Source organism: Lysobacter olei (assembly GCF_054777355.1).
Genome location: NZ_BAAHAT010000001.1, coordinates 173,510 through 199,605, shown reverse-complemented (window position 1 = coordinate 199,605; position 26,096 = coordinate 173,510). Strand labels below are relative to the sequence as shown.

At 68.0% G+C, this 26,096-nt stretch carries 25 protein-coding genes; 15 read left to right on the top strand and 10 right to left on the bottom strand.

Annotated features, from left to right (window positions below):
* Positions 1–64 precede the first annotated feature (64 nt).
* A complete protein-coding gene (locus tag ACYVBS_RS01010; protein ID WP_460821223.1) occupies positions 65–430 on the top strand; it encodes a PadR family transcriptional regulator in 366 nt (121 codons plus the stop codon).
* On the top strand, positions 427–1,380 hold the full coding sequence (locus ACYVBS_RS01005; protein WP_460821222.1) for a sensor domain-containing protein: 954 nt from the start codon (positions 427–429) through the stop codon (positions 1,378–1,380). The genes ACYVBS_RS01010 and ACYVBS_RS01005 overlap by 4 nt, the downstream gene beginning before the upstream one ends.
* A gap of 118 nt (positions 1,381–1,498) precedes the next feature.
* Here the strand turns inward: ACYVBS_RS01005 and ACYVBS_RS01000 are convergent, their stop codons facing one another.
* Positions 1,499–2,773: a polyhydroxyalkanoate depolymerase gene (locus tag ACYVBS_RS01000; protein ID WP_460821221.1), complete on the bottom strand. Its 1,275-nt coding sequence runs from the start codon at positions 2,771–2,773 to the stop codon at positions 1,499–1,501.
* Positions 2,774–2,900: 127 nt separating this feature from the next.
* Entirely contained in the window at positions 2,901–3,515 is a 615-nt protein-coding gene (locus ACYVBS_RS00995) for a class I SAM-dependent methyltransferase (RefSeq protein WP_460821220.1), read from the bottom strand.
* 44 nt (positions 3,516–3,559) lie between these two features.
* On the opposite strand from ACYVBS_RS00995, the gene ACYVBS_RS00990 reads away from it, so the two are divergent.
* A complete protein-coding gene (locus ACYVBS_RS00990) occupies positions 3,560–4,012 on the top strand; it encodes a CopD family protein (RefSeq protein ID WP_460821219.1) in 453 nt (150 codons plus the stop codon).
* A 52-nt stretch (positions 4,013–4,064) separates the two neighbouring features.
* Here the strand turns inward: ACYVBS_RS00990 and ACYVBS_RS00985 are convergent, their stop codons facing one another.
* Positions 4,065–5,714 (bottom strand): alkaline phosphatase, encoded by a 1,650-nt coding sequence (locus tag ACYVBS_RS00985; protein ID WP_460821601.1) that lies wholly within the window; start codon positions 5,712–5,714, stop codon positions 4,065–4,067.
* A gap of 237 nt (positions 5,715–5,951) precedes the next feature.
* Here ACYVBS_RS00985 and ACYVBS_RS00980 point away from each other — a divergent pair, with 237 nt between their 5' ends.
* A complete protein-coding gene (locus ACYVBS_RS00980) occupies positions 5,952–7,289 on the top strand; it encodes a dicarboxylate/amino acid:cation symporter (protein WP_460821218.1) in 1,338 nt (445 codons plus the stop codon).
* 4 nt (positions 7,290–7,293) lie between these two features.
* Here the strand turns inward: ACYVBS_RS00980 and ACYVBS_RS00975 are convergent, their stop codons facing one another.
* Together ACYVBS_RS00975 and bla are read right to left on the bottom strand one after the other, a co-directional pair.
* A complete protein-coding gene (locus tag ACYVBS_RS00975) occupies positions 7,294–7,782 on the bottom strand; it encodes an NUDIX hydrolase (RefSeq protein ID WP_460821217.1) in 489 nt (162 codons plus the stop codon).
* Positions 7,782–8,654: a subclass B3 metallo-beta-lactamase gene (gene bla, locus ACYVBS_RS00970; RefSeq protein WP_460821216.1), complete on the bottom strand. Its 873-nt coding sequence runs from the start codon at positions 8,652–8,654 to the stop codon at positions 7,782–7,784. Before bla ends, ACYVBS_RS00975 begins: the two co-directional genes overlap by 1 nt.
* A 138-nt stretch (positions 8,655–8,792) precedes the next feature.
* Here bla and ACYVBS_RS00965 point away from each other — a divergent pair, with 138 nt between their 5' ends.
* A complete protein-coding gene (locus ACYVBS_RS00965; protein WP_460821214.1) occupies positions 8,793–10,190 on the top strand; it encodes a M16 family metallopeptidase in 1,398 nt (465 codons plus the stop codon).
* Between the two features lie 14 nt (positions 10,191–10,204).
* Complete coding sequence (locus ACYVBS_RS00960; RefSeq protein ID WP_460821213.1) at positions 10,205–11,650, top strand: M16 family metallopeptidase; 1,446 nt, start codon at positions 10,205–10,207, stop codon at positions 11,648–11,650.
* Between the two features lie 96 nt (positions 11,651–11,746).
* Here the strand turns inward: ACYVBS_RS00960 and ACYVBS_RS00955 are convergent, their stop codons facing one another.
* Positions 11,747–12,169 (bottom strand): hypothetical protein, encoded by a 423-nt coding sequence (locus ACYVBS_RS00955; RefSeq protein WP_460821212.1) that lies wholly within the window; start codon positions 12,167–12,169, stop codon positions 11,747–11,749.
* 200 nt (positions 12,170–12,369) lie between these two features.
* Here ACYVBS_RS00955 and ACYVBS_RS00950 point away from each other — a divergent pair, with 200 nt between their 5' ends.
* Positions 12,370–12,849: an acyl-CoA thioesterase gene (locus tag ACYVBS_RS00950; RefSeq protein WP_460821211.1), complete on the top strand. Its 480-nt coding sequence runs from the start codon at positions 12,370–12,372 to the stop codon at positions 12,847–12,849.
* A 190-nt stretch (positions 12,850–13,039) separates the two neighbouring features.
* Here ACYVBS_RS00950 and ACYVBS_RS00945 read toward each other — a convergent pair whose 3' ends face one another.
* Complete coding sequence (locus ACYVBS_RS00945) at positions 13,040–13,684, bottom strand: C40 family peptidase (protein ID WP_460821600.1); 645 nt, start codon at positions 13,682–13,684, stop codon at positions 13,040–13,042.
* Positions 13,685–13,846: 162 nt separating this feature from the next.
* Positions 13,847–14,374 (bottom strand): C40 family peptidase, encoded by a 528-nt coding sequence (locus tag ACYVBS_RS00940; RefSeq protein WP_460821210.1) that lies wholly within the window; start codon positions 14,372–14,374, stop codon positions 13,847–13,849.
* A 238-nt stretch (positions 14,375–14,612) separates the two neighbouring features.
* Between ACYVBS_RS00940 and ACYVBS_RS00935 the strand changes: the two genes are divergently transcribed.
* A complete protein-coding gene (locus ACYVBS_RS00935; protein ID WP_460821209.1) occupies positions 14,613–15,092 on the top strand; it encodes an FKBP-type peptidyl-prolyl cis-trans isomerase in 480 nt (159 codons plus the stop codon).
* A gap of 225 nt (positions 15,093–15,317) precedes the next feature.
* On the opposite strand, the gene ACYVBS_RS00930 is transcribed toward ACYVBS_RS00935, so the two are convergent.
* A complete protein-coding gene (locus ACYVBS_RS00930) occupies positions 15,318–16,883 on the bottom strand; it encodes a M4 family metallopeptidase (RefSeq protein ID WP_460821598.1) in 1,566 nt (521 codons plus the stop codon).
* A gap of 215 nt (positions 16,884–17,098) precedes the next feature.
* Between ACYVBS_RS00930 and ACYVBS_RS00925 the strand changes: the two genes are divergently transcribed.
* On the top strand, positions 17,099–18,355 hold the full coding sequence (locus tag ACYVBS_RS00925) for an NAD(P)/FAD-dependent oxidoreductase (RefSeq protein ID WP_460821207.1): 1,257 nt from the start codon (positions 17,099–17,101) through the stop codon (positions 18,353–18,355).
* 174 nt (positions 18,356–18,529) lie between these two features.
* Positions 18,530–19,336: an N-formylglutamate deformylase gene (gene hutG / locus ACYVBS_RS00920; protein ID WP_460821206.1), complete on the top strand. Its 807-nt coding sequence runs from the start codon at positions 18,530–18,532 to the stop codon at positions 19,334–19,336.
* A gap of 129 nt (positions 19,337–19,465) precedes the next feature.
* On the opposite strand, the gene parE is transcribed toward hutG, so the two are convergent.
* A complete protein-coding gene (gene parE, locus ACYVBS_RS00915) occupies positions 19,466–21,355 on the bottom strand; it encodes a DNA topoisomerase IV subunit B (RefSeq protein ID WP_460821205.1) in 1,890 nt (629 codons plus the stop codon).
* A 219-nt stretch (positions 21,356–21,574) separates the two neighbouring features.
* Between parE and ACYVBS_RS00910 the strand changes: the two genes are divergently transcribed.
* From ACYVBS_RS00910 to kdsA, 5 genes are all read left to right on the top strand, one after another.
* Entirely contained in the window at positions 21,575–21,850 is a 276-nt protein-coding gene (locus tag ACYVBS_RS00910; RefSeq protein WP_460821203.1) for a hypothetical protein, read from the top strand.
* 282 nt (positions 21,851–22,132) lie between these two features.
* Positions 22,133–22,789, top strand: a complete 657-nt coding sequence (locus tag ACYVBS_RS00905; RefSeq protein ID WP_460821201.1) for a hypothetical protein — start codon at positions 22,133–22,135, stop codon at positions 22,787–22,789.
* A gap of 239 nt (positions 22,790–23,028) precedes the next feature.
* Positions 23,029–23,442 (top strand): globin family protein, encoded by a 414-nt coding sequence (locus ACYVBS_RS00900; RefSeq protein ID WP_460821200.1) that lies wholly within the window; start codon positions 23,029–23,031, stop codon positions 23,440–23,442.
* 137 nt (positions 23,443–23,579) lie between these two features.
* On the top strand, positions 23,580–25,238 hold the full coding sequence (locus ACYVBS_RS00895) for a CTP synthase (protein ID WP_460821199.1): 1,659 nt from the start codon (positions 23,580–23,582) through the stop codon (positions 25,236–25,238).
* Entirely contained in the window at positions 25,235–26,068 is an 834-nt protein-coding gene (gene kdsA, locus ACYVBS_RS00890) for a 3-deoxy-8-phosphooctulonate synthase (protein WP_460821198.1), read from the top strand. Before ACYVBS_RS00895 ends, kdsA begins: the two co-directional genes overlap by 4 nt.
* The last annotated feature ends 28 nt before the right edge of the window (positions 26,069–26,096 follow it).

Here is a 26,096-nt window from a genome sequence, read left to right as displayed (position 1 = left end):
CTAATGACAGGGGCGCTATATCGAAGTTGGTACTAGTATCCACTTCAAGCTAGTGGACCCCGCCATGACCGACCTCGACGCCCAACTCAGGAAGTTCCAGAAGGAGCTGAGCACCGGCACGGTGTCGCTCGCACTGCTGGCGGTGCTGGCCGAAGCCGGTGAGCCGATGTACGGCTACCAGATCGCCAAACGCCTGGAACGCGACGGCGGCGGCGTGCTGACCGGCAAGCAGAGCGCGCTGTACCCGGTGCTGCGCAACCTGGAAGGGGCCGGGTTGCTGGGCAGCCATGTCGAACCGTCCGTGGCGGGCCCGCCACGGCGTTACTACCGTCTCACCGACGCAGGCCGCCAGGCGCTGCGTGACTGGGCCGCCGCGTGGCGCGCGACCCGCGATTCCGTCGATTCCGTTCTCAAGGGGATGCCGCAATGAACGCCTCCAGCACCTTTCCCGGTGGCCTGCCCACCACCATTCCCGAGTACCTGGATCGGCTCCGCGTGGCGCTGGCCGGCGCCGACCCGGCGCTGGTGCAGGACGCGCTGTACGACGCGGAGGAATACCTGCGCTCGGAACTGGCCGAGAACCCCGGCAAGAGCGAGGCTGATGTGATCGCCGCGGTGGCCGGCAGCTACGGCGCGCCGGACGAAGTGGCGGACATCTACCGTGACACCGAGGTCAAGGTGCAGGCCGCACTGCGCACGCCGGTGGCCGCGCCTAGGCGCTCGCTGCTGGGCCGCTTCTTCGGCGTCGTGGTCGACCCGCGCGCGTACGCCGCACTGTTCTACATGCTGTTGTCGCTGGCCACCGGCATCTTCTACTTCACCTGGGTCGTGACCGGTGCGTCGCTGTCGCTGGGCATGCTGGTGCTGATCATCGGCATTCCGATGCTGTTGCTGTTCCTGGGCTCGGTGCGGGTGCTGTCACTGGTGGAAGGCCGCCTCATCGAAGTGATGCTGGGGCAGCGCATGCCGCGTCGTCCGCTGTACGCCAACCGCGGCAAGCCCTGGCAGCAGCGCATCACCGAACTGTTCACCGACCCGCGCACCTGGGGCACGCTGCTGTACTTCGTGGCGATGCTGCCGCTGGGTGTCGGCTACTTCACGATCGTAGTGACGCTGCTGGCGATGTCGCTGGCCTTCATCGCCGCGCCGATCGGGGCGTGGACCGGACTGATGACCGCCCACGTCGACTACGCCGGCTGGCAGGTGGTGGGCTGGGACGGCAATGTCTGGGGCACGTCGGCCGAAGCGTGGATGCTGCCGCTGATGCTGCTCGGGGGCGTGCTGCTGCTCTTCATCACCCTGCACGTCGCACGCGGCATCGGTCGCCTGCACGGCATGCTGGCCAAGCACCTGCTGGTGAGGTCGGCGCAGTACAACTGAGTGGCTCATGCCTCGGGGCCCAACGGGTCCCACCCGTGGGCAACCCCCCAATGCAAAAAGGCCCGGCATGAAGCCGGGCCTTTCGCGTTCTCCAAAGCGCGGCGCGGCCCGCTGGCGCCTACTTCGCGTACTCGGCAATGAAGTCACGCACCTTCGGATACACCTCCGTGCGCCAGCGCCGGCCGCTGAAGATGCCGTAGTGCCCGGCGCCCTGCACGGTCAGGTGGTGCTGGTCCTGCTCGGGGATGCCCGTGCACAGCTTGTGCGCCGCGCGGGTCTGGCCCTGGCCGGAGATATCGTCCAGTTCGCCTTCAATGGTCAGCAGCGCGGTGCCCTTGATGTCGCCGGGCTTCACGCGTTCGCCGCGCACGTCCCACAGGCCGCGCGGCAGCAGGTGTTCCTGGAACACGATGCGCACCGTGTCCAGGTAGTACTCGCCCGGCATGTCGAGCACGGCGTTGTACTCATCGTAGAAGCGGCGGTGCGCATCGGCGTCGTCGAGGTCACCCTTGACCAGGTTCTGGTAGAAGTCCCAGTGCGATTCGAAATGCCGCTCCGGGTTCATCGCCACGAAGCCGCTGTGCTGCAGGAAGCCCGGATACACGCGGCGGCCCGCGCCCGGATAGTTGGACGGCACCGGGTGCACCAGGTGCGACTCGAACCACCACATCGGCTTCTGCGCCGCCAGGTCATTGACCTGGGTGGGGCTTTCGCGCGTGTCGATCGGGCCGCCCATCATCACCAGCGAGCGCGGCGTCGCTTCACCGCGCGAGGCCATCAGCGACACCGCGGCCAGCACCGGTACGGTGGGCTGGCACACGCTGATCACGTGCACCTTGTCGGCGCCGATGTGGCGGATGAATTCCTGCACGTAGGCGATGTAATCGTCCAGGTGGAACGGACCTTCCGCGGTCGGCACCATGCGCGCGTCCACCCAGTCGGTGATGTACACCTTGTGGTCGCGCAGCAGCGTCTTCACCGTGTCGCGCAGCAGGGTCGAGTGGTGTCCCGACAGCGGCGCCACTACCAGCACCGACGGGTCGTCCTTCAGTTCCGTCAGGTTGCCCGCGTCGTCGGTGTAGCGCTTGAAGCGCAGCAGCCGGCAGAACGGCTTGCGGATGATCTCCTTCTCCACCACCGGGTACGACGCGCCGTCGATCTCGATGCTGTGGATGCCGAACTCCGGCTTCTCGTAGTCCTTGCCGACGCGGTACAGCAGTTCGTAGCCGGCGGCGACGCGCGTCGCGCCGGGCACGGTGGACAGCCAGCTGCCCGGTGCCGAGAACATCTTCGAGCCGGCATCGGCCCAGTAGGTCATCGGCGCCATCCAGGCGCGGCCAAGTTCGTGAAGCTGGTAAAGGAACATCCGGTCCGCCCCTGTTAAACGGATCATGCTGCAGTGCAGCGTAGCGGATTGGCGTGGCGGAAACGTTAACGGGCCGCACCCGACGCACCGTGGGCCTGGTGGCCGGCGCTCGCGGCCCCTAACTGCGACCGGCCGCACGGAACCGCGATGGCGGTCAGCCAGTGGGGGGCAGTTCCAGTGCGGCCGCGCCATCGCGCAACGCGGGGGAGAGCCACAGGTGTGACCCGAGCGACACCAGCCCCACCGAGGCCAGCCGCTCGCGGTAGAAGCGGGCAGGCCGGCGCTTGAAGCCGTGGGTGTCGCCCTCGATGCCGTCCTCGCGGGCGAAGGTTTCCAGGAACGCCACGCCGCCACACAACTCGGCCAGTGCCGGCAGGCCGCGGTCGAGTTCCCGGGTATCCAGGTAATGCAGCACGTCGCTGCACACCAGCAGGTCGACGGGCGCGCACGGGCGCAGGTGCTCGAAATCGCTGAAGCTCGCCCGGTGCAGGTTGCGCCGCGCGCCGAAGCGGCCGATCGCGTATTCGCTGCTGTCGAAGCCAAGGTACTGCACGCGCGGGCGCAGTTTGCGCAGCGGTGCGAGCCACGCACCTTCGCCGCAGCCAATGTCTAGCACGGTACGGAGCGGGCGTTCGAGGTGGTACTCGGCCGTTGCGACTGCCAGCGCGACCTTGCGTGCCAGGCGTGCGGTGCCGCCAATGGCCTGCGCCTTCAGCGCAGGATCGCGGTACCAGCGTTCGAAATATTCGGCGTCGTACTGTTTGGTCATGCATGCGATCCTATCGCGTCGAATCCACGCCCGGAACGTTCCGCATGCATGCCTACCTCTGGCTCAAGACCGCCCACCTCGTGTTCGTGATGGCCTGGATGGCCACCGTCTTCTATCTGCCGCGCATCCTGGTCAACCTGGCCGAGGTCGGTGACGACGCGGCGGTGAGGGCGAGGCTGGTGTTGATGGGACGCCGGCTGTATCGCTTCGGCCACCACATGTTCGGCGTGGCCTTCGTGCTGGGACTGGTGCTGTGGCTGGGCTACCGCGTGTTCCCCAGTTTGCCGACGATGGTGGTGTCCGGCAGCGGCTGGCTGCATGCCAAGCTGCTGCTGGTGGCGCTGATGTTCGCCTATTACGTCGTGGCGGGGCGCTGGCTGAAGGGTGCCGACGCCGGCAAGGCGCTTCCCTCGTCGAAGGCGCTGCGCTGGCTCAATGAGATCCCGCTGGTACTGCTGGTGGCCGTAGTGTACCTGGTGCTGGCCAAGCCGTTCTGAGCAGTCACGCTGCGCCCCGTCCTCCTTGCCGGTGGACGGGGCGGCCGTCGCATCAGTGCTTCGCCGCCTGGACGAAGGGCGGCCGGCTCACCGGTACCCCGTCGCTGTTGCAGTGACCTTGCGCACATTGCGCCGCACGCAACGTGGGCAGGGCCTGCAGCATGAAGTGGTAGATCGCGTTCTGCTCCACGCTGCCGCGCACGGCCTCACTCCCGGGGCCGCGCGCCCAGATACCCACGTCGTCACCGCCGTGCGATTCGGCGGAAAGCGGGACGATCGATTCCTGCAGGTAATCGGGGTGCTCGGTGTCCACTTCGCTCAGGTTGGGACGGCCCTGCGTGGCGGCCTGGTAACCGCTGGTGGTGTGCGCGAATGACTTCGGCCCCTCCGGCGATTGCGACGTGGCGCCCACGTATCCAGGTCCATTGGCATAGGTGAGCGTGGTGTAGGGCAATCCTAGGGCGTCGCGCGCCAGTTCCCCCGGATTGCCTTCCTCGCCGCTGGTGCCGCGTACCTTGCCCAGCATCGGATTGCCGCGCGTCGGATAGCCGACGAAGCTCAACGTGTGCGCGTGGTCGGCCGTGACCAGGATCAGCGTGTCCTCGTCGGAGGTCATCGCGTCCGCGGCCTTGACCGCATCGCTGAGGGCAATGGTGTCGACCAGCGCCCGGTGCGCATTGCCCTTGTGGTGCGCATGGTCGATGCGGCCGCCTTCGACCAGCAGCACATACCCATTGCGGTTCTGGCGCAGGCGCGTGATGGCCGCGCGCGTCATCTCAGCCAACGAGGGCTCGCCGGCGCCGTCGGCCTTGCGCTCGTGCTCGTATTGCATGTGGTCGGGTTCGAACAGGGCCAGCAACGGCGCATCGGCGGGTGCCTGCTGCAACTGTCGCGCGTTCCAGACATAGTGACCGCGGGGATTGCGCTGCTTCCACTCGGCGATCAGGTCGCGCCCGTCCAGGCGCAGGCCCACTTTGTCGTCGTACTCCGGGTCACGCTGGCTGGCCGGCATGAACTGGCCTCGGCCGCCTCCCATCAGCACGTCCGGGCCGGCGCCGAGGTAGGGCGCGACCAACTGCCGGGCAATATCGATGCAGCCCGCGGCCGTCGCGGCCTCGGGCAGTTCGGTGTCGTTTTCCCAGTTGCGGTCGGCCGAATGGCTGAAGGTGGCGGCCGGCGTGGCATGGGTGACGCGCGTGGTGGTCACCACGCCGGTCGCCAGCCCCTGAGCAGCGGCGGCTTCCCACAGCGTCAGCATCGGCGCCTCCAGGGCCGCGCCGCAGTCGCCACGCGGCACTTGCTGGCCCACGTTGAGCACGCCCAACCGGGTCTTCACCCCGGTCGCCATCGCCGACATCGTGCCCGACGAGTCTGGCGTCTGCGAATTGGTGTTGTAGGTCTTGCTCAGCGCCGTATACGGAAAGCGCTCCCAGCCCAATCGGTTTTCCTCGCCCGGATGGCCCTGCCGCTGGCCTTCGAAGATGCGGGCGGCCGCCACGGTGGTCAGGCTCATGCCGTCGCCCACGAACAGGATCACGTTCTTCGCCCGGCCCCCCATCGCGCCGCGTTCCGCGGCCTGCGCGGCACCGTCGCGGTACCACCAGTCCGGCGTCTCGCCTTCGGGGTGGCGGATGTCCGGAACTTCGACGGTGTGGACGGCGCCCGAACGGGCGCCTGCAGGCCCATTGGCAACCGGGGGCATCACGGAGGACGGCGGCGCCAGGGTGGCGCAGGCGCTGGACAGCAGAAGGGGCGACAACAACAGGGCGCGGTGAAGCGCGGACGGCGAGGGCATGCGGACGTTCGATACAGGAGCGAATGGAATCCGACGATTATGCCCCCGCTTTGTTTCGAATCGGACCACCGAGTGTTGCACCCGCGCCGTCGCGCCCCGGCGGCCGCTCGGTTATCGTTCAACGCTGTCCCTGAAGGAACGCCCATGTCCCTCATCAACGCGTGGTTCCGCATCCCGTTCTGGCAGCGCGTCGTGGCGGGCTTCGTGCTGGGCGCGCTGGCGGGCTGGGCCGCGGGACCGTCAGCCGAGACGTGGTTCGGTCCCATCGGTGACCTTTACGTCACCCTGATCATGATGATCGCGGTACCGCTGGTGTTCTTCGCGGTGATCAACGCCGTGGCGTCGCTGAGCGGGCAGAAGTCGATTGCCGCGCTGGCCGGACGCACCTTTGCGTGGTTCGCCATGACCGCGGTGCTGGCGGTGGCCGTGGGCCTGGTGTTCGGATGGCTGATCCAGCCCGGCAGTGGCGTCGGCGTGCTGCAGGTCGCTTCCGACTACAAGCCCAAGGACGTCCCCGGCGCGCTGGACATGCTGCTCAACCTGGTGCCCTCCAATCCGTTCCAGGCCTTGTCAGGCGCGGCGACGGCGAAGCTGGAGGACGGCACCAAGGTGCTGGTCCCGCGCAGCGGCACCGTGCTGCAGGTGATCTTCTTCGCGGCCCTGGTCGGCTTCGCGATGGTGAAGTTGGGCGAAAAGGTGGCCGGCGTGCGCAAGCTGGTGGGCGAAGCCAGCGACGTGATGATCCAGGTGACCCGCTACGTGCTGGAGTTCACCCCCTTCGGCACCTTTGGCCTCATCGCGGCGCTGGTGGGCAGCTACGGCTTCGAGCAACTGCGACCGCTGCTGAGCTTCGTGCTCGCCCTGTACGCGGCCTGCGCCTTCCACATCGTGGTGGTGTACGGCGGCCTGCTGCTGGCGCACGGGCTGAATCCGTTGAAATTCTTCCGCGGCGCCGCGCCGGGCATGCAGGTCGCGTTCGTGGCGTCCAGCAGCTTCGCCGCGCTGCCGGTGTCGCTGCGCAGCGCCACCCACAACCTGGGCGTGGACAAGGACTATGCCGCGTTCGCCGTGCCGTTGGGCGCGACCATCAAGATGGACGGTTGCGGTGCGATCTATCCGGCGCTGGCGGCGGTGTTCATCTCGCAATACGCCGGCATCGAACTGTCGTTGTCCCAGTACCTGATCATCGCGCTGGCCTCGGTGCTGGGCAGCTTCGGCACCGCGGGCGTGCCGGGCACCGCGGTCATCATGGCCACCGTGGTGCTGTCCGCGGCCGGGTTGCCGCTGGAGACCATCGGTTACCTGTACGCCATCGACCGCGTGCTCGACATGATGCGCACCATGACCAACGTGACCGGGCAGATCCTGGTGCCGGTGCTGGTCGCCAAGGAGACCGGCCTGCTCGACCAGGAGGTCTACAACGCCGCCTCCAGCAACGTGGGCCTGCAGGAAGGCGAGGAGCCGGGCCGCGACTCGGCCTGAGGCCTCAGATCCTCGAGTAGCTCCACGACACCATCCGCCCGTCGCGGTAGGGCATCACGCCGTGGAAGGCGCGCGGGTCGGCGTCGAACACCAGCGGCAGGAAGTTGCGGTCGCCTTCCCACATGGGCAGGTCATGGATGCGCTCCAGTGGCACCCATTCCAGCGTGCCCTCGGCATTGCTGGCCGGCGGCGTGCCGGTGAAGCCGGTGATCAGGAACACGAAGCCCAGCCAGTCCTCGCCGTGCTTGCCGAAGCCCGGCCAGCTGATGGTGCCGCGCAGGGTCATCGCGGTGCAGTCGATGCCGGCTTCCTCGTGGATCTCGCGGCGCATGCCGGCCACCACGTCCTCGTCCGGCTCCAGCTTGCCGCCCAGGCCGTTGTACTTGCCCAGGTGCTGGTCCCCGGGTCGGGCATTGCGATGCACCAGCAGCACTTCGCGGCCGTCGGGCGAGAGCACGTAGCCGAGGGTGGCGACGATGGGGGTGTAGGGCATCAGGGCTGGGCCTTGCGTTGGTCGATGAGCTGGGTGTCCAGCGTGCGCTCGGCGTTGTCCGCATAGGCGTGGCACGTCATCGGCGTCGCGTGCGGCGTGGCAGTGCCGGGCGCCCAGCCACTGGCGTCGGCGTGTGGGGTGATCAGCACGTCGCACGGTAAGGAGCGCACCTTCGCGTAGGTGGCGCGGTAGTCGTCGACGATGCGCGGGTAGCGAGCGTGGTCGATGAGGTTGTAACCCGGCGCACTGAGGCTGTCGACGTAGGCGATGCGCACGGGCTTGCCGCCGCGGGTGTCCGTCCACGTCCAGCTCAGGCTGCCGGGTGTGTGGCCGGGGGTGAAGTGCGCGGTCAATCGCACGCTGCCGAGGTCGATGGCCTCGCCGTCGAGCAGCAGCCGGTCGGTCTTCACGGGCGGAAATTGGATGGCGTCCCCAAAGTGCAGATCGTCCGAACCACCACGTGCCAGCAACACGGCCGATTCGGCGTTGGTGGCCACGCGGGCCCCGGTCGCGCGCTGCACGGCGGCCAGGGGGCCGGAGTGATCGGCATGCGCGTGGCTGTGCACGATCCACTTGAGCGCGCCGTCCGCCAGGCCCGCCGTGCGCAGGTTGCGCAGCAGCATGTCAGCCGCCTGTGGCATGCCGCCATCGATCAGCACGGCACCCGCATCCCCCACCACCAGCAGCGCACTCAACCCGGCCGTACCGATGTACCAGGTGCGGTCGGCGATCTTGAACGGCGCGACCGGTTGCCGCCACGCCTCGCGTACCCGGTACGCCTCCAACTGCGGCAGCGCCGCTTCGGCCGCTGAGGCGGCAGGGGTGGTGGCAAGCAGCAGGCTGGCGAGCAGGGCAGGGCGGAGTGCGGACATGGCCAGAGCGGGTGGGTGGGGGCGACAGTGTCGGTGATTCCGCCAGCGGCCACCAGCGCCACCCGCATGCCTTTCGGGCCAGTCCCGCGGTGCGCAGATGGGCTAGAGTGCGTGCTTTCCCTGGAAGAAGGAGTGTCCATGCGCAAGCGCCCCATTTCGGTGCTGCTGGCGGGTCTGGTGATGGCATCGGCGGTCACGTTCAACGCGAACGCCGCCCAGGATGCCGATCGCTGGAGCGTGCCGGTGGCCGTCAAGAAGCTCGATAACGGCCTGACCGTGATCGTGTCCGAGGATCACAGCTCGCCCACCGTGGGCGTGAGCGTGGTCTATCACGTCGGCATGCGGCTGGAGCCGCGCAATCGCACCGGCTTCGCGCACCTGTTCGAGCATCTGATGTTCGAAGGCACTCCCAACGCGGGCGAGGGCGTGTTCGACCGCGTCATCACCGGTGGCGGCGGCCGCAACAACGGCTCCACCCGCGCGGACTTCACCAACTACATCGAGGTCGCGCCGGTGTCCGCGCTGGAGCCGATCCTGTGGCTGGAAGCCGACCGGATGAAGACGCTCGACTTCAACCCGACCACGCTCAAGAACCAGCAGGACGTGGTGAAGGAAGAGATCCGCGTCAACGTGAAGAACCAGCCCTACGGCGGCTTCATGTGGATTGATATCGGGCAGCACGCCTTCCAGAAGTGGGAGAACAACCACGACGGTTATGGCAGCTTCCAGGACCTGGAGAACGCCAGCCTGCAGGACGTAGCCGCGTTCCACCGTGACTACTACGGCCCCAACAACGCGGTGATCGCGCTCGCTGGCGATGTCACCCCGGCACAGGGCTTCGCGCTGGCGGAGAAGTATTTCGGCGGCATCCCCGCGCGCCCCGCGCCCAAGGCACCGGACTTCCGCGAAGGCCTCAACACGCAGGAAAAGCGCCTCACCCAGTCCGATGCACTGGCGCAGGTGCCGGCCATTGCCACTGCGTGGAAGATCCCCGACCGTGGCAGCAAGGACCAGGCGCCGTTCGCGGTGCTGGGCGAAGTGCTGGCCGGCGGTGATGCCTCGCGCTTCTACCAGGGGCTGGTCAAGGGCCGCGAGCTGGCGCTTAACGTCGAGGCGATGTACGGCCTCACCGATCCGTGGACCTACGACGGCCCGACCCTGTTCACCACCTTCGCGCTGTACAAGCCCAACTCCAATGCCGATGCGCTGCTCACCGCGCTCGACGAGGAAATCGCGCGCGTCATCAAGGACGGCGTCAGCGATGCCGAACTCAAGCGCGTCAAGACCCGCATGCTGGCTGACTGGTACAACGGCAACGAGGCTTTCATCAATCGTGCCGACACCCTGGCCAAGCTGCAGACCCTGTGGGGTGATGCCAACGTGGTCAACCAGATCCCCGGCTGGATCGAGAAGGTCACCTCGGCCGATATCCAGCGCGTGGCGAAGACCTACCTGACCGCGGCCAACCGCACCACCATCGACCGCAAGCCTGCCGCCATGCTGCAGGCCGCGCCGGCCGCCGGGCAGAAGAACTGAGGAGCGCGATGATCATGACGATTGCCAAGACCCCGATCGCCACCGCGATCTCCAAGCTGTTTGTCGCCGTCACGGTGTCCACCGTGCTCGCCGGCGGCGCCGTGGCCGGCCCCAAGGCCCAGTTGCCGAAGGACCTGCCGCCGTACGCGCCCGACGGGGTGCTGCCGGTGGCGGACATCGCGCAGAAGACGCTGGCCAACGGCATGACCGTGTGGGTGGTGCCGCGCGACGGCCTGCCCCGCGTAGACTACGTGCTGGCGCTACAGGGCGCCGGCTTCGCCGCCGATGCCGCCACCACGCCGGCGTTTGCGAACATGCTCGCCGGCCTGCTGACCGAGGGCACCGCGCAGCGTGACTCCAAGGCCATTGCCGAGGCCGCGCAGGGCTACGGCGGCAGCGTGGGCGCCAGCGCCGGCAACGACGGCGTCACCCTGTTCGGCAACGCCCTGTCCTCGCACCGCGAAGGCATGCTCGGCCTCCTCGCCGAGGTTGCACGCCAGCCTTCCTTCCCGGAGAAGGAAGTGAAGCTGGCCCAGGCCAACGCCCTTCAGGCGTTGAAGGCCGCCGAGGCGCAGCCGGCGTTCAAGTCCACCCGCGCGCTGCTCGCCGCCACCTTTGGCGATCACCCTTACGCGCGGGCACAGCCCACCGAGGCGGGCATCTCCGCGGTCAACGTGGACATGCTGCGCGGCGAGCACGCCCGCCGTTTCCGCCCTGAGCGCGCATTGCTGGTGATTACCGGCAAAGTCACGCCGGCCGAAGGCTTTGCCTTGGCCGAGCGTGCGTTCGGCGATTGGAAGGGCGTCGGTGCCGCGCCGGCCGAGGTCGCACCCGCACGCCGCGAGGCCAAGCCTGCCCACGTGCTGATCCAGCGCGACGGCAGCGTGCAGTCCTCGCTGGCGCTCGGCCGCCCGGCCATCCCGGCGACCGACGCGGACTACATCCCGGCACAGTTGGCGGGCATCGTGCTCGGCGGCGGCTTCAGCAGCCGCGTGATGCAGAACCTGCGTGAGGACAAGGGCTACACCTACGGCGCCCGGGCCGGTCTGGGAGCCTGGAAGGCCGGCGGCCGCATCTACGCCGGTGCCGACGTGCGCAACGAAGTCACCGGTGCGGCCATCAAGGAGTTCTTCCACGAGTTCGAACGAATGGGCAGCGAGCCCGTGCCGGCGACCGAGTTGGAGGACACCAAGCGCTACGTGGCGGGCGGTTACCTGATCACCAACCAGATGCAGCGCGCGGTTGCGTCCACGCTGGCCAATAACTGGTTGTCTGGGCTGCCGGCGGAGTTCCTCGGCCAGTACGTGCCGAAGATCCGCGCGGTGGACGCCGCTCAGGTCCAGGTGATGTCGAAGAAGTACTACACGCCCCAGGACTTGTCGATCATCGTGGTCGGCGATGGCAAGGCGGTGGCCGACCAGCTCAAGGCCTACGGCGAGTTCGAGCGTCGCGACAAGTAACGCGGTCCACGGGCGGTACGCCCGGCGCAGCGGTGCAACAGAAAAAGCCGGCCCTGACGGGTCGGCTTTTTCTTGGGGACTACGGACAGTCGGGCATCAAAGCTTGGGCAGCAGCTTGCGCCGGTGCACCAGCCGCGCGGCCAGCAGCGCGGCCGGAATGGGCAGCAACAGGCTGGCGGCCGCCAGCCAGGAGGGATGCGGCACCTTGAGGATCATCCCCACCACGCCCGACATCACCACCAGCGCGACGAAGATCGCGGCCGCGTTCTGGTGAAGGGCGACTCTTGCGGCCGCCAGCCCGCCGACAAACGCGCCGGCCACCCACGCCAGCGCCAGCATCGCCTTGGCCATGAAAGGCATCTCCGATACGAATTGCGCGAACGCGGCTTCGTGTTCCGGGTTCATCGGGTCCAGGCCGGGCGGCGGCGGGTAGGCTAGGTGTCCCAACGCCTCGATGCCCATGATGGTCACGAACATCACCACGACGCCCACCACCATGCCGAGAATCGTCCGGCCCATTGCGTTGCCTCCCTGATTGAAACGCCAGCATGGCGCCGCCGGCGCAAGCCCGCAACTCAAGGGCGGCTTGTCACGGAATGGACATCGAACCCCGCAGCGCGGTGGTGAGCCGGCCGCGTTCGTGCCTGGCGACAGACTGGCGTGCTCCTGTGGCGAGGGCGCCCTATGATGTCGAGCGACCCCAGGACGGACGTGTACCCATGAGCGGCAAGCAGCGCGAACTGACCATGCGTTTCCTCGCCGAACCCACCGACGTCAACTACGGTGGCAAGGTGCACGGCGGCATGGTGATGAAGTGGATCGACCAGGCCGGCTACGCCGCTGCCGTGGGCTGGAGTGGCCGCTACAGCGTCACCGTTGCCGTGGGCGGCATCCGGTTCGTCGCCCCCATCCATATCAGCGACCTGGTGACGGTGCACACCAAGTTGGTCTACACCGGCACCAGCAGCATGCACTTCGCTGTGGACGTGAAGGCGCGCGACCCCATGGGTGGCGAAGAGCGGCTGTGCACCCACTGCATCATCGTGTTCGTGGCGATGGACCAGCAGCAGGCCAAGCCCGCGCCCGTCCCCGCGTGGACCCCGTCCAGCGACGACGACAAGCGCCTCGCCGAATACGCGCTCAAGGTGATGGAGCTCAGCAAGGGCATCGAGGCCACGATCGAAGCGTTCTCCGAATAGGCCGGCCCAACCGCAGCCGGCCCCGGCATGCGAGGTGCTGGTGGGCTGCTGGATGTCGCAGTGCCGACGGTCGTCACGCCCGCCCGCCAATAGGTCGATGCTCACCCGACGGGTACGCTGCAAACACAAAGGCCGCCCTGGGGCGGCCTTTTCATGTCACGTCCGGGGTTCCCCGGGCGGCGGGGTTCACTCAGATGCCATCCACCCGACGCGCTTCCATGAACTTGCCGCTCCAGTAGCCGGTTTCCATGCTGGAAACGGTCACGTCCTTGCCCTTGCTCGGGGCATGTACGAAGCGACCCTCGCCCACGTAGATGCCCACGTGGTCCACCCGGCCCTTGCGGCCGAAGAACACGAGGTCGCCGGCGGCCAGTTGGGCGCGGTCAGAGATGGCGCGGCCGGTCTTGGCCATGTCGCGGGAGACGCGCGGCAGCTCGATGCCCAGCGCGTTGCGGAACACGTAGCCCACCAGGCCGCTGCAGTCGAAACCGGCATCCGGCGTGGTGCCGCCCCAGCGGTAAGGCGTGCCCAGCAGCGCCAGGGCACGCGCCATCACCGACTTCACGCCGGTGGAGGGTTGCGCGGATTCGGCTTGGGCGCGGCTGGCCAGGCCCGCACCGGGCACCAGCAGGCGGTTGAGGTCGCCGGCCAGCATCAGGGCGCGGTCGGAAAAACTCAGGGTATCAGTGGCGGCGGGGCGGACGGCCGGGGCATCGGCCGAGTCGGCCGACATCGGGCCGGCGACCGGCGCCTGCTGGGCGAGGGCCGGCACGGCTGCGGCAGCCAGTGCCAGCGAGCACAGGATACGGAGATACCCGCGCTTGGCGCGGGTCAGGTTGGCGGCGGCGAGGCAGCCGTGGCGAGCTTTGGTATTCGTCACGCGGTCATCACTTGGTCGTCACGCCGCGATGATGCCTGTGAACCGGGATCATTTGGTTCAGAAAATGTTAAATCTCTGTTAAAGGATCACCCCCGCGTCCCACTTCCGGGCATTGCTTCAGTTCAAAACCCGCTTGGCCCCGGTGTAGTGGTCCCGCCAGTAGTGGCCGTCCAGGTGGTCCAGGCGAACGGTGCCGCCTGACGTGGGGGCATGGACGAAGCGTCCCTCGCCGACATAAATGCCAACGTGGTTGACTCCCTCGCCGTTGCCGAAGAACACCAGATCGCCGGGGGCCAGCCGCTCGGGCTTGATGCGGTCGCCCTGGAATTCCGCCAGGGCCCGGGAGGTGCGCGGCAGGCTGAGCGCGAGAACGTCGCGGTACACGTAATTGACCAGGCCGCTGCAGTCGAAGCCGGTGTCGGGGGTGTTGCCCCCCCAGCGGTAAGGGGTGCCCACCAGGCTGATGGCGCGCATCAGCACCGCATTGGCGGCGGCTGGGTCCGCCGGCGCGACCACCGGCCACTCCCGGTATGCGGGGGCGGCGGCGGAGGGCCTGACGGCTTCGCGGCGGCCGCCGCAGCCGGCCAGCACCGTGGCGAGACCCAGCGTGAACACGAGGGTCAGCCCACGGGCCGTCTCCGGCACGGGCCATCGAGCGGCGCCCGCCTTGCCGGCGCGCTTGGCTCCGGCAAGGGGCTTGGACCCGCGCGCTGGCGCAGGGGCGGGGTTGCCGGGATAATGCGCATCCTTCGTCACGGCCGCTAGCTTGGCCGGACACGACGGACCCGGCAACCCCGGGCCAGCGCCCGGCGCCCGCAGATGCGGCCCCGCCCGGCGTCCACCTGCCGGTTGCCGGCACCCAGCCTCCTTCACGAAGACCGCCATGAACATCGAGAAAGACCGCGTCGTCCTGTTCCATTACTCCGTTTCCGAGCAGGGCCAGGCGCCGCTGGAGTCCTCCGAGGGCCGCGACCCGCTGGCCATCCTGATCGGTCACAACAACATCATCCCGGGCCTGGAAAAGGCGATGGAAGGCAAGGCCGCCGGCGACAAGTTCGAAGTGGACGTGGCCGCCGCCGACGCCTACGGCGAGCGCCGCGAGGGCATGATCCAGCGCGTGCCGAAGAAGCACTTCGAGGGCGCCAAGCTGGTGCCGGGCATGCAGGCCGTGCTGCCGACCAACTTCGGCCCGCGCGCCGTGACCATCCAGAAGGTGGGCATGAGCGTGGTGGACGTGGACCTGAACCACCCGATGGCCGGCAAGGACCTGCACTTCGCCATCGAGATCGTCGAAGTGCGCGAGGCCAGCGCCGAGGAAATCGAGCACGGCCACGTGCACGGCGCGGGCGGCCACCAGCACTGATAGGTTCTCGCCAGCGGCCACCAGGCCGCGTGCAGGACACTCGACGGCCCGCGCAAGCGGGCCGTTGTCGTTTCGGGCGCCGCAAGCCCGACGGAGACGTGCCCCCGTACCGTGTGGGGCGAAGCGGCTGCGCCGACTGTGGCGCGCGTCACCGCAAAAGGAAACGGCCCGCATTCGCGGGCCGCTCCCGTGTCCGGCAGGCCAGGACATGCCTGGTGACCAGACTCAGTTGACGCTGACGGCGCTCCACGCCGAGGCGACCGCGTTGTACTCGGTCGAAGCGGCGCCGTAGAGGTCCTTGGCAGCATTCAGCGTGGCCGCGCGGGCCTGCGGGTAGGTCGTGCTGGAGGTGAAGTACAGGTCCAGCGCGCGGTACCAGATGGCGGCGGCGGCGGTGCGGCCAATGCCGGCCACCGTCGAGCCGTTGCAGGTCGGCGACGTGTGGGTCACGCCACCAAAGGTCTTGCTGCCGCTGCCTTCCGCCAGCAGGTAGAAGAAGTGGTTGCCCACGCCCGAGCTGTAGTGCGGATCCATCGACGCCACGCTGCTGGAGTAGCAGCCCACCGAACGCGTGTCCTTGGCCGGGTCGTACATGTAGCGCAGGGCCTTGGTGCCTGCCGGGTTGGAGATGTAGATCTCCTCGCCGATCAGGTAGTCGCCCGGGTCATTGGCGTTGTTGGCGTAGAACTCCACCATCGTGCCAAAGATGTCCGAGTTGGCTTCGTTCAGACCGCCAGCGTCACCCGAGTAGACCAGGCCCGAAGTGGCCTGCGCCACGCCGTGCGACATCTCATGGCCGGCCACGTCCAGCACGGTCAGCGGCTTGTAGGTCACGCCGTCGCCGTCGCCGTAGAACATCGCGCTGCCGTTCCAGAAGGCGTTGACGTAGTTGGTGTTGACGTGGACGTAGCTCTTCACGCCCTTGCCATCGTTGAAGATGCCGTTACGGCCATGCGCGGTCTTGTAGTAATCCCAGGTCACGGCCACGCCGTAATGGGCTTCGGCGCCGGCCGAAGCGCGGTCGGCGTTGGTGTAGTTGCCCCACACGTTGTCGGCGTCGCTGAGCAGCACGCCCTTGCGGGCCGCCATGCGGTCGCTGTTGTTCTTCCCGTCCCAGGTCGACCCGCCGCCGCGGCTGTTGTCCACCATCTGGAAGCCGCCGGTCACCGAGTTGGTGGTGATGGCGACATCGCCGTAGGAAATGCTCTTGCCAGTGCCTGCCGCGTTGGCCGTGTGAACCGAATCCCACTTGTCCAGAATTCGACCGGTCTTGGCGTCGACGAAATAGTGCATGTCGGTCGGCGTCTGGTCACGGCGGGTACCGGACATGACGACTTCATACGCCAGCACCGGCTGCGCGCCGCGGGCGTAGACCACCAGGCTGGCGGTCGGCACGCCATTGAATCCGGTGCCGAAGGCCACGCCTGCTTCGACGATGGCTTCGTCGGCGCTCAGCTGCGGCGTGATGCCGGGTCGGCCCTTGCTCTTGAGGCTCATGCTGGCCGACTTGAACTGGCCGTTGCGCGAGTGGATGACCACGTCGCCACCGATGACCGGCAGGCCACGGTAGGTGCGGTCCATGCGGACGTGCTCGGTGCCGTCACGGTCGACGGACACGTAGCGCGCGGAGAAGTCGTCGGCATCGGCGCGCTGGACGGCGGCGGCGGCCGGGCCGTCGATCAGACCCTTGGCGCGGATGGCGGCGGAGGAGTTGTTGGCATTGCCGGCGAAGGCCGGCGCGGAAACAGCGAGCACGGACGCAATGGCCGCGCCCAGCAGGCGAGACTGCAGATACATCGTTGGTTTTCCCCGAAGAAAGTACAAAAACGCCCAGCTCCTGCTGGGCGGACAGCGCCGTCGAAGTTTCCCGTCATGGGTTGTCCGCAGGCGGCCTCTGGATACGGGGCGGCGACATCCTGTCGACATGACCCGCCCGAGGGCGGCCAACGATAAGATTCATGTGACGTTCATGTCATGTTGCATTGCAACACAAGTACACTCTGCCCATGAATCAGCGCGAAGACGTGGTGGTGGTCGGTGCGGGCGTATCGGGGCTTGCCAGCGCCTTGGCCCTGCTGGAAGCCGGCCGCGGCGTGCGGGTGATCGAGGCCGGTCGGGTAGGGTCGGGGGCGTCCCATGGCAACTGCGGCACCATCACGCCCAGCCACGCACCCCCACTCGCGGCTCCGGGTACCGTGCTGCGTGCCTTGAAGTGGATGCTCACGCCGGACGCGCCGCTGTACGTCCCGCCGCGCCTGGATCCGCTGCTGTGGCAGTGGTTGTTGCGGTTTGCCCTGCGCTGCAACCGGCACGACTGGGAGCGCAGCGCACGCGCCAAGGCGGCCATGCTCAACGATGCGCGCGTGCGCCTGCCCAAGCTGATCGAGCGCCATGCGCTGGCCTGCGAATTCATGGAGTCGGGCGAGGACTACGTGTTCCGCAGCGCGGACGCATTCGCGCGGGGACAGCACGAACTGCCGCTGCTGCGGGAGCTGGGCATCGACGTGGCGCTGATCGACGGGCCCGCGTTTGAGGCCCAGGAGCCCGCGGTCAAACCCGGGGTGGCAGGCGTGATCCGCTTCTCCGGTGATGCCGCGCTGCGCCCCGATCACTACGTGGCGGAGTTGGCGCGTGCCGTGCGCGGCCTCGGCGGCGTCATCGAGGAGCAGCGCCCGCTGCAGGCGCTGGTCACCGATGCCGACGGCGTCCACATCGAGACACCGCAGGGCGCGTTGCGTGCCCGCGACGTGGTCGTCGCCACCGGGGCGTGGTCGCCGACGTTGGCACGCGCGATCGGTGTGCCGGCATTGCGCCGCGCCATGCAGCCGGGCAAGGGCTACTCCATCACCTATTCGCGTCCTCCGTTGGTGCCGCGGCGCCCCCTGGTGCTGCGCGAGCGCTCGGTGTGCGTCACCGCGTGGGGCAGCGGCTACCGCCTCGGCAGCACGATGGAGTTCTCCGGTTTCAATGACACGCTCAACGAGCGCCGGCTGGGCGCGCTGGAACGTGGCGCCGCCGAATACCTCCACCATCCGGTCGGCCCGGAAGTACGCGAGCGCTGGTTTGGCTGGCGGCCGATGTGCGTCGATGATGTGCCCATCATCGGGCACGTCCCGGGCCGCGACGGCGTGTGGCTGGCCACCGGCCACGGGATGATGGGCGTCGGCATGAGCGCGGCGACGGGGCAGCTGGTGGCCGACCTCGTCACGGGACGGCCCCCCGCGATCGACCCCACGCCCTACCGCGTCGAGCGATTGCGCTGACCGGGGACTCCGTTTCGCGAGGGCGCGCCAGCGCCATCCCGGCATCCACCCTCGCAACGACCATTCCGTCTTCTTGGATGTTCCGATAACCAACGCAGGCCGTGCAGCGCAGGCGAACTGTCCGTGGATCGAGCGACTTAAACTGTGCCACCACGCCTGCAACCGTGACCGGCCATGCACCACGACACGCCCACCGACACCTTCACCCTGCATCGCGGCACCGCGCCGCTGTTGGTAAGCCTGCCGCACGATGGCAGTGCCATTCCGGCAGCGCTGGCCGAACGCATGACGCCGGAAGCGCGGCGAGCCCCCGACACCGACTGGCACGTCTCGCGCCTGCATGCCTTCGCCCGCGAACTGGGCGCGTCGATGCTGGTGCCGAAGTATTCGCGCTACGTGGTGGACCTCAACCGGCCGGAAGACGACACCTCCCTGTACCCGGGGCAGAACACCACGGGCCTGTGCCCGGCGGTGCGTTTCACCGGTAAGCCGGTGTACCTGGAAGGGCGCGCCCCGTCATCCGACGAGGTGGCGGCGCGCGTGGAAACCTACTGGCGTCCCTACCACCAGGCCCTGGCCGCCGAACTCGCGCGGCTGAAGGCCGAGCACGGCCGCGTGGTGTTGTGGGAGGGCCACTCCATCCGCGGCAGCGGGTTGCCGTTCCTGTTCGAAGGTCGGTTGCCCGACCTCAACCTGGGCACCGCGGCCGGCGCCAGTTGCTCGCCGGACGTGCAGCAACGCCTCGAGGACGTGCTGGGCGCCCAGGCCGAATACGACTGGGTCGCCAACGGCCGCTTCAAGGGGGGACACATCACCCGCCACTACGGCCAGCCGGAGGGCGGGATTGACGCGGTGCAGCTGGAAATCAGCCAGCGCAATTACATGGACGAGGACTCGTTCGCGTATGACGAGGCCAAGGCCGCACGCCTGCAGCGCGTGTTGCGCCCCATGCTGGAGGCAGCGCTGGCCGCACGCCGATAATCGGTCCGCGCTGCGACAACCCAACCGTAGCGGTTACGTTTGGGCTGTCGGCAATGACTGGCCGCGCGGCGAGGGGCCAACCGTCGCGACCGCGTCGGCGCCACGGCTGTCTGCAATGAATGGCTTTGACTAGACCTCCAGCGAAGCCAGGTCGCCCTTGGTCTCCAGCCACGTCTTCCGATCCGACGCCCGCTTCTTCGCCAGCAGCATGTCCATCAGCGAGTGCGTCTCGCTGCTGTCGTCCACCGTCAGCTGCACCAGCCGGCGCGTGTCCGGATGGATCGTCGATTCACGCAGCTGCCCTGGGTTCATCTCGCCAAGGCCCTTGAAGCGCGTGACATTCACCGCGCCGCGGATCTTCTCGCGTTCGATCTTCTCCAGCAGGATGCGCTTCTCTTCCTCGTCCAGCGCGTAGAACACCTGCTTGCCCACGTCCACGCGGAACAGCGGCGGCATCGCGACGAACACATGCCCGGCCGCGACGAGCGACGGGAAGTGCTTGAGGAACAGCGCGGTCAGCAGCGTGGCAATGTGCAGCCCGTCCGAGTCCGCGTCGGCCAGGATCACCACCTTGCCGTAGCGCAGCCCGGTCAGGTCGTCCTTGCCCGGGTCGCAGCCGATCGCCACCGCCAGGTCATGCACTTCCTGTGAAGCCAGCACGCTGCCCGAAGCGACTTCCCACGTGTTGAGGATCTTGCCGCGCAACGGCAGGATCGCCTGGAAATCCTTGTCGCGCGCCTGCTTGGCGCTGCCGCCGGCCGAGTCGCCTTCCACCAGGAACAGCTCGGTGCGCGACAGGTCCTGCGCGGTGCAGTCGGCCAGCTTGCCGGGCAGGGCAGGGCCCTGGGTGACCTTCTTTCGCGTCACCTGCTTCTCGGTCTTCAAGCGCGCTGACGCGCGCTCGATCGCGAGTTGCGCGATCTTCTCGCCCAGTTCCACGTGCTGGTTGAGCCACAGGCTGAAGGCGTCGTGCGCCGCGCCTTCGACGAACCCGGCGGCCTGGCGCGACGACAGCCGCTCCTTGGTCTGCCCGCTGAACTGCGGGTCGGTCATCTTGATGCTCAGCACGAAGGCCACGCGGTCCCACACGTCCTCCGGCGCCAGCTTTACGCCGCGCGGCAGCAGGTTGCGGAAGTCGCAGAACTCGCGCAGCGCCTCGGTGAAGCCGGTGCGCAGGCCGTTGACGTGCGTGCCGTGCTGCGCGGTCGGGATCAGGTTGACGTAGCTCTCCTGCACCAGCTCGCCGTCGGGCACCCAGGCCACCGCCCAGTCGGCGGTTTCGGTTTCCTTGGTCAGCTTGCCGACGAACAGGTCCGGCGGCAGCAGTTCGCGGCCTTCCAGTTCGCCGCGCAGGTAGTCGCGCAGGCCATCCTCGTAGTACCACTCGAGCTTCTCGCCCGAGGCCTCGTCATGCAGGCGCACCGTCAGGCCGGGGCACAGCACCGCCTTGGCGCGCAGCAGGTGCTTGATCGCGCGCAGGTTGAACTTCGGTGTGTCGAAGTACTTGGCATCCGGCCAGAAGCGCACGCGGGTGCCGGTGTTCTTCTTGCCGACGCTGCCGACCACCTCCAGCGGGGTGGCGCGGTCGCCATCGCGGAAGGTCATGCGGTATTCGTTGCCGTCGCGCTTGATATGCACTTCCACCAGCGTGGACAACGCGTTGACCACGCTCACGCCCACGCCGTGCAGGCCGCCCGAGAACGCATAGTTCTTGTTGCTGAACTTGCCGCCCGCGTGCAGGCGGGTGAGGATCAGCTCCACGCCGGGGATGCCTTCCTCCGGATGGATGTCCACCGGCATGCCGCGGCCGTCGTCGGAGACCGCGCAGCTGCCGTCGCTGTGCAGGGTCACGTCGATGGTCCTGGCGTGGCCGGCCAGCGCCTCGTCCACGGCGTTGTCGATGACCTCCTGCGCCAGGTGGTTGGGTCGGGCGGTATCGGTGTACATGCCCGGGCGGCGCTTGACCGGGTCCAACCCGGACAGGACTTCGATGTCGGCGGCGTTATAGCGGTTGTTCATGCGGGGACGGCCGATGGCGTAGGGGCGAGCGGAGCGGCGAGGATGGCGAGGCGGGCCGGGCGGGTCAAGCGCGACGGAGGCAGTGTGCGCCCAAGGCATCGCAGCGGTTGAGATCGACGCGCGTTCAGGCGCGGGCCAACCGCTTGTGGATAACGTATGCACGTCACACATCGGTGCCGGCCACGCCCCCGCGGGTCGGCCACCGCAACGGAGAACCCCATGACAATCCGCAAGCTTCTGATCCTTGGCCTGGCGGCGACGGCCCTGGTGGCGTCGGCCACCGCGCTGGCCCAGCAGGCCCCGGCCCCCAAGGGGGGCACTGCGGCCGACAGTGCCAAGCCCAAGGACGCTGAAGCCGCCGCAGCCAAGGCCGCGGACGGCAAGCCTGCCGATGCCAAGCCGAAGGCCGAAGCGGCCAAGGCCAAATCGGCGAAGGCGGCTGCAGCACGCAAGGCCGTGGCGGGGCAGAATGAGCCGGAGGAAGAGGATCGCTGAGGTCCGCTGCTGCCGGCTGTTAGGCGAAACGCCCCGGAAACCCCGGGGCGTTCATGTTTCTGTTGTCCGCGATTCAGTCGTAATGCTGTCCCCAAGTGTTTGATCTGGAACGAGTTGGCTGCGTATGCGGTGCCTGTGGCTTGGGTGTGCAATCCGGGAAAACCCTCACCCGCGATGGGTGGTTCATCGCCCGGCTGGGTGCGATTGCCTAGGGTCGGGTTGTCGTCGCTGGCTCCGGCCACGACGCACCCCAATCCCATGACGAATAAAGGAATCCCCGACATGAAGCAGCGTACCCGCGTCCTCTCGATCCTCCTTGCAGCGTCGGCAGTCGCCCCCGTCGCCTCCGCCCAGGTGCTGGGCGGTGGCGTGAACCTCGGCGGCGGAGCCGGCATCCAGACCGGCCCCCTTCGCGTGGGCGGTGTCGCAAACGCCCGTGGCGAGTTGGGTGCGGACACCCGCGCCATCGAGCGGACCTCCCGCGCCGCGCAGCGTGCGGCTGCCCGCGCCGAGGCCGAGGGCCGGACCACCGCGACGGCGGCCGCCAAGGCCGGTGAGCGCGCCGCCAATGCCGTGGCGGGTACCGTGCAGGCGACCGGCGCTGCCGCCAGCCAAGCGGCAGTGCGTGCCGGCGCCTCCGGGCAGGGGCTGGCGCAAGCGGCAGTCGCATCTGCTGGGCAGTCCAGCGCGTCGATTGGCACGGACGCCTCGGCGAATGGCGCCCTGCGCGCCGACGGGCAGGCCATCGAGTCGGATTCGGGCAACGCCAACGCATCCGCCAGCAGTGCGCTCACCGGCCACGTGGGTCGCGCGGCCGATTCGACGGATGCCGGCAACAGCCAGCACGAGTCGGATAAGTCGGCGGCTGATCGCGGCGCCGAGCGACGTGATTCGCGCGAGCGCGAATCCAAGCGGCAGAACGATCGCCAGACGCGCTGAATCGCGCCAGATGTGCTGATTCGCCGGCGCGTCTCCTGACGCCGCTTTCGGGTGTCTGCCACTGCAAACCGCGGCCGGATCTTCGGGCCGCGGTTTGCGTATCCGGGCGCCTGCACAGGCCGCCTTGTGGCCATTGGGACTGGTGCCGCTCCAAGGAGTGCCCATTTGAGCGCGATCAATAACCCCGCTTTCGCCGGCCCTCACACTCGCGCCCCCCACACATCGCGAGGAAAGCGGCGTTGTCCGACCAGTATTTCGACTTGCAGCAGAGTTACGGCCGCTGCCTGCGGCACAAGCAGTTCATTGAACGCTTCTATGAAATTTTCATGGCGAGCAGCCCGCGCGTGGCCGAGATGTTCGCCAAGACCGATTTCCCGAAGCAGAGGCTTGCGCTGCGTCGCGGCATCAGCGTGGCCATTTTCCATGCGGCCGGGAGCGGCGTGGTCACCCGCACCGTCGACCAGATGGCCGACGTGCATGCCTGCCCGGGCCGCGCCCCCGTGCCGCCGGAGCTCTACCCCTTCTGGGTGGAAAGCCTGATCCGCGCGGTCCAGGAGTTCGACCCGGAGGTGGGGCCGTTGCTGCTGGATCGCTGGCGCGAGGGCATGACCTCGGTGGTCGAGACCTTCACCCGGCGCTTTCCGGCGCGCTGACGGTCGCGCCGGGATCGCCTCGTGCGGGCGGGTCCCGGCGCTCGTTCCGGGGGCGTCATAGCGCCGCGGGGGAAGTCAACCGGTCGCGGCCCGGCCCGCCGTCCGGTAAACTACGGCTTTCCAGCGCCCCCAAATCCATGACTCCCCTGATTTTTGTCACCGGCGGCGTGGTGTCCTCGCTTGGCAAGGGCATTGCGGCAGCCTCGCTGGCAGCCATCCTCGAAGCGCGCGGCCTGCGCGTGACGATGATGAAGCTCGACCCCTACATCAACGTGGACCCGGGCACCATGAGCCCGTTCCAGCACGGCGAGGTGTACGTCACTGACGACGGCGCCGAGACCGACCTGGACCTGGGCCACTACGAGCGCTACCTGCGCACGCGCCTGAGCCGCAAGAACTCGATCACCACCGGCCGGATCTACGAGAACGTGATCCGCAAGGAACGCCGTGGCGAGTACCTGGGCGGCACCGTGCAGGTCATCCCGCACATCACCGACGAGATCAAGCGCTGCATTGTCGAAGCCACCGAAGGCTACGACGTGGCGCTGGTCGAGATCGGCGGCACCGTGGGCGACATCGAGTCGCTGCCGTTCCTCGAGGCCATCCGCCAGATCCGCACCGAGCGCGGACCGGACAAGGCCATCTTCATGCACCTCACGCTGGTGCCGTGGATTGCCGCCGCCGGCGAGCTGAAGACCAAGCCGACCCAGCATTCGGTCAAGGAACTGCGCTCCATCGGTATCCAGCCGGACATCCTGCTGTGCCGCTCCGAGCAGCCGCTGCCGGACAGCGAGCGTCGCAAGATCGCGCTGTTCACCAACGTGCCGGAGCGCGCCGTCATTTCGGCCGTCGACCTGCCCAACATCTACCGCATGCCCGAGCGCTTCCACGACCAGGGCCTGGATGACATCGTCATCGACCGCCTGCGCCTGCAGGCCGGCTCGTGCGACCTGTCCGAGTGGGCGGCGGTGGTGGATGCCACCGAGAACCCGGTCGACGAGGTCACCATCGGCGTGGTCGGCAAGTACGTCGACCACCAGGATGCGTATAAGTCGGTCGCGGAGGCGCTCAAACACGGCGGCCTGCGCCAGCGCACCAAGGTCAACCTCAAGTGGCTGGAATCGACCGACGTCGAGGAGCAGGGCGGCGAGGCGCTGGAAGGCATCGATGGCATCCTGGTGCCGGGCGGCTTCGGCGACCGCGGCTTCGAGGGCAAGGTGCTGACCGCGCAGTACGCGCGTGAGCACGGCGTGCCGTATTTCGGCATCTGCTACGGCATGCAGGCGGCGGTGGTGGATTACGCGCGCCACGTGGCCGGCCTGGAAGGCGCCAACAGCACCGAGAACGACAAGGCCAGCCCGCACCCGGTCATCGGCCTGATCACCGAATGGCGCACCGCCACCGGTGAGGTCGAGCGCCGCAGCGAGGAAAGCGACCTGGGCGGCACCATGCGCCTGGGCCTGCAGGAGCAGCGCATCAAGTCGGGCACGCTGGCGCACGCGATGTACGGCAAGGACATCGTCGGCGAGCGTCACCGTCATCGCTACGAGTTCAACAACCGCTACCTCAACCAGCTGGAAAGCGCCGGCCTGGTGTTCAGCGCCAAGTCGATGGACGAGACGCTGGTGGAGATGGTGGAACTGCCGCAGGCCAAGCACCCGTGGTTCCTGGCCTGCCAGGCACACCCCGAGTTCCTGTCCACCCCGCGCGACGGCCACCCGCTGTTCGTCGGCTTCATCCGCGCCGCGCGCGAGCACAAAGCGGGCGGCAAGCTGCTGAAGGAAGCGACTGCATGAACCTGTGTGGCTTTGAAGTTGGCCTCGACAAGCCGTTCTTCCTGATCGCCGGCCCGTGCGTGATCGAGTCGATGCAACTGCAGCTCGACACCGCCGGCCAGCTCAAGGAGATCACCTCCGAGCTCGGCATTCCCTTCATCTTCAAGTCCAGCTTCGACAAGGCCAACCGCACCTCGGGCACCAGCTTCCGTGGCCCGGGCCTTGAGGAAGGCCTGAAGGTGTTGGCCGAGGTCAAGCGCCAGCTCGGCGTGCCGGTGCTGACCGACGTGCACGAATACACCCCGATGGACGAGGTCGCCGCCGTCGTCGACGTGCTGCAGACCCCGGCGTTCCTGTGCCGCCAGACCGATTTCATCCAGCGGGTGGCGCGCGCCGGCAAGCCGGTGAACATCAAGAAGGGCCAGTTCCTGTCGCCGTGGGAAATGAAGCACGTGGCCGAGAAGGCACTGGCGACCGGCAACAAGGACATCATGGTCTGCGAGCGCGGCGCCAGCTTCGGCTACAACAACCTGGTCAGCGACATGCGCTCGCTGGCGGTGATGCGCGACACCGGCTGTCCGGTGGTGTTCGACGCCACCCACAGCGTGCAGCTGCCCGGCGGCGCCGGCGGCAGCAGCGGCGGCCAGCGCGAGTTCGTGCCGGTGCTGTCGCGCGCGGCGATGGCGGTGGGCATTTCCGGCATCTTCATGGAAACCCATCCCAAGCCCGAGGAAGCGCTCAGCGACGGCCCCAACGCATGGCCGCTGCCGAAGATGCGAGCGCTGCTGGAGACCCTCAAGCAGATCGACGAGGTCACCAAGCGCAACGGTTTCCTCGAGGCGAGCCTGTAACGGCCCCGCCCTCCCGAATTCCCCTTCA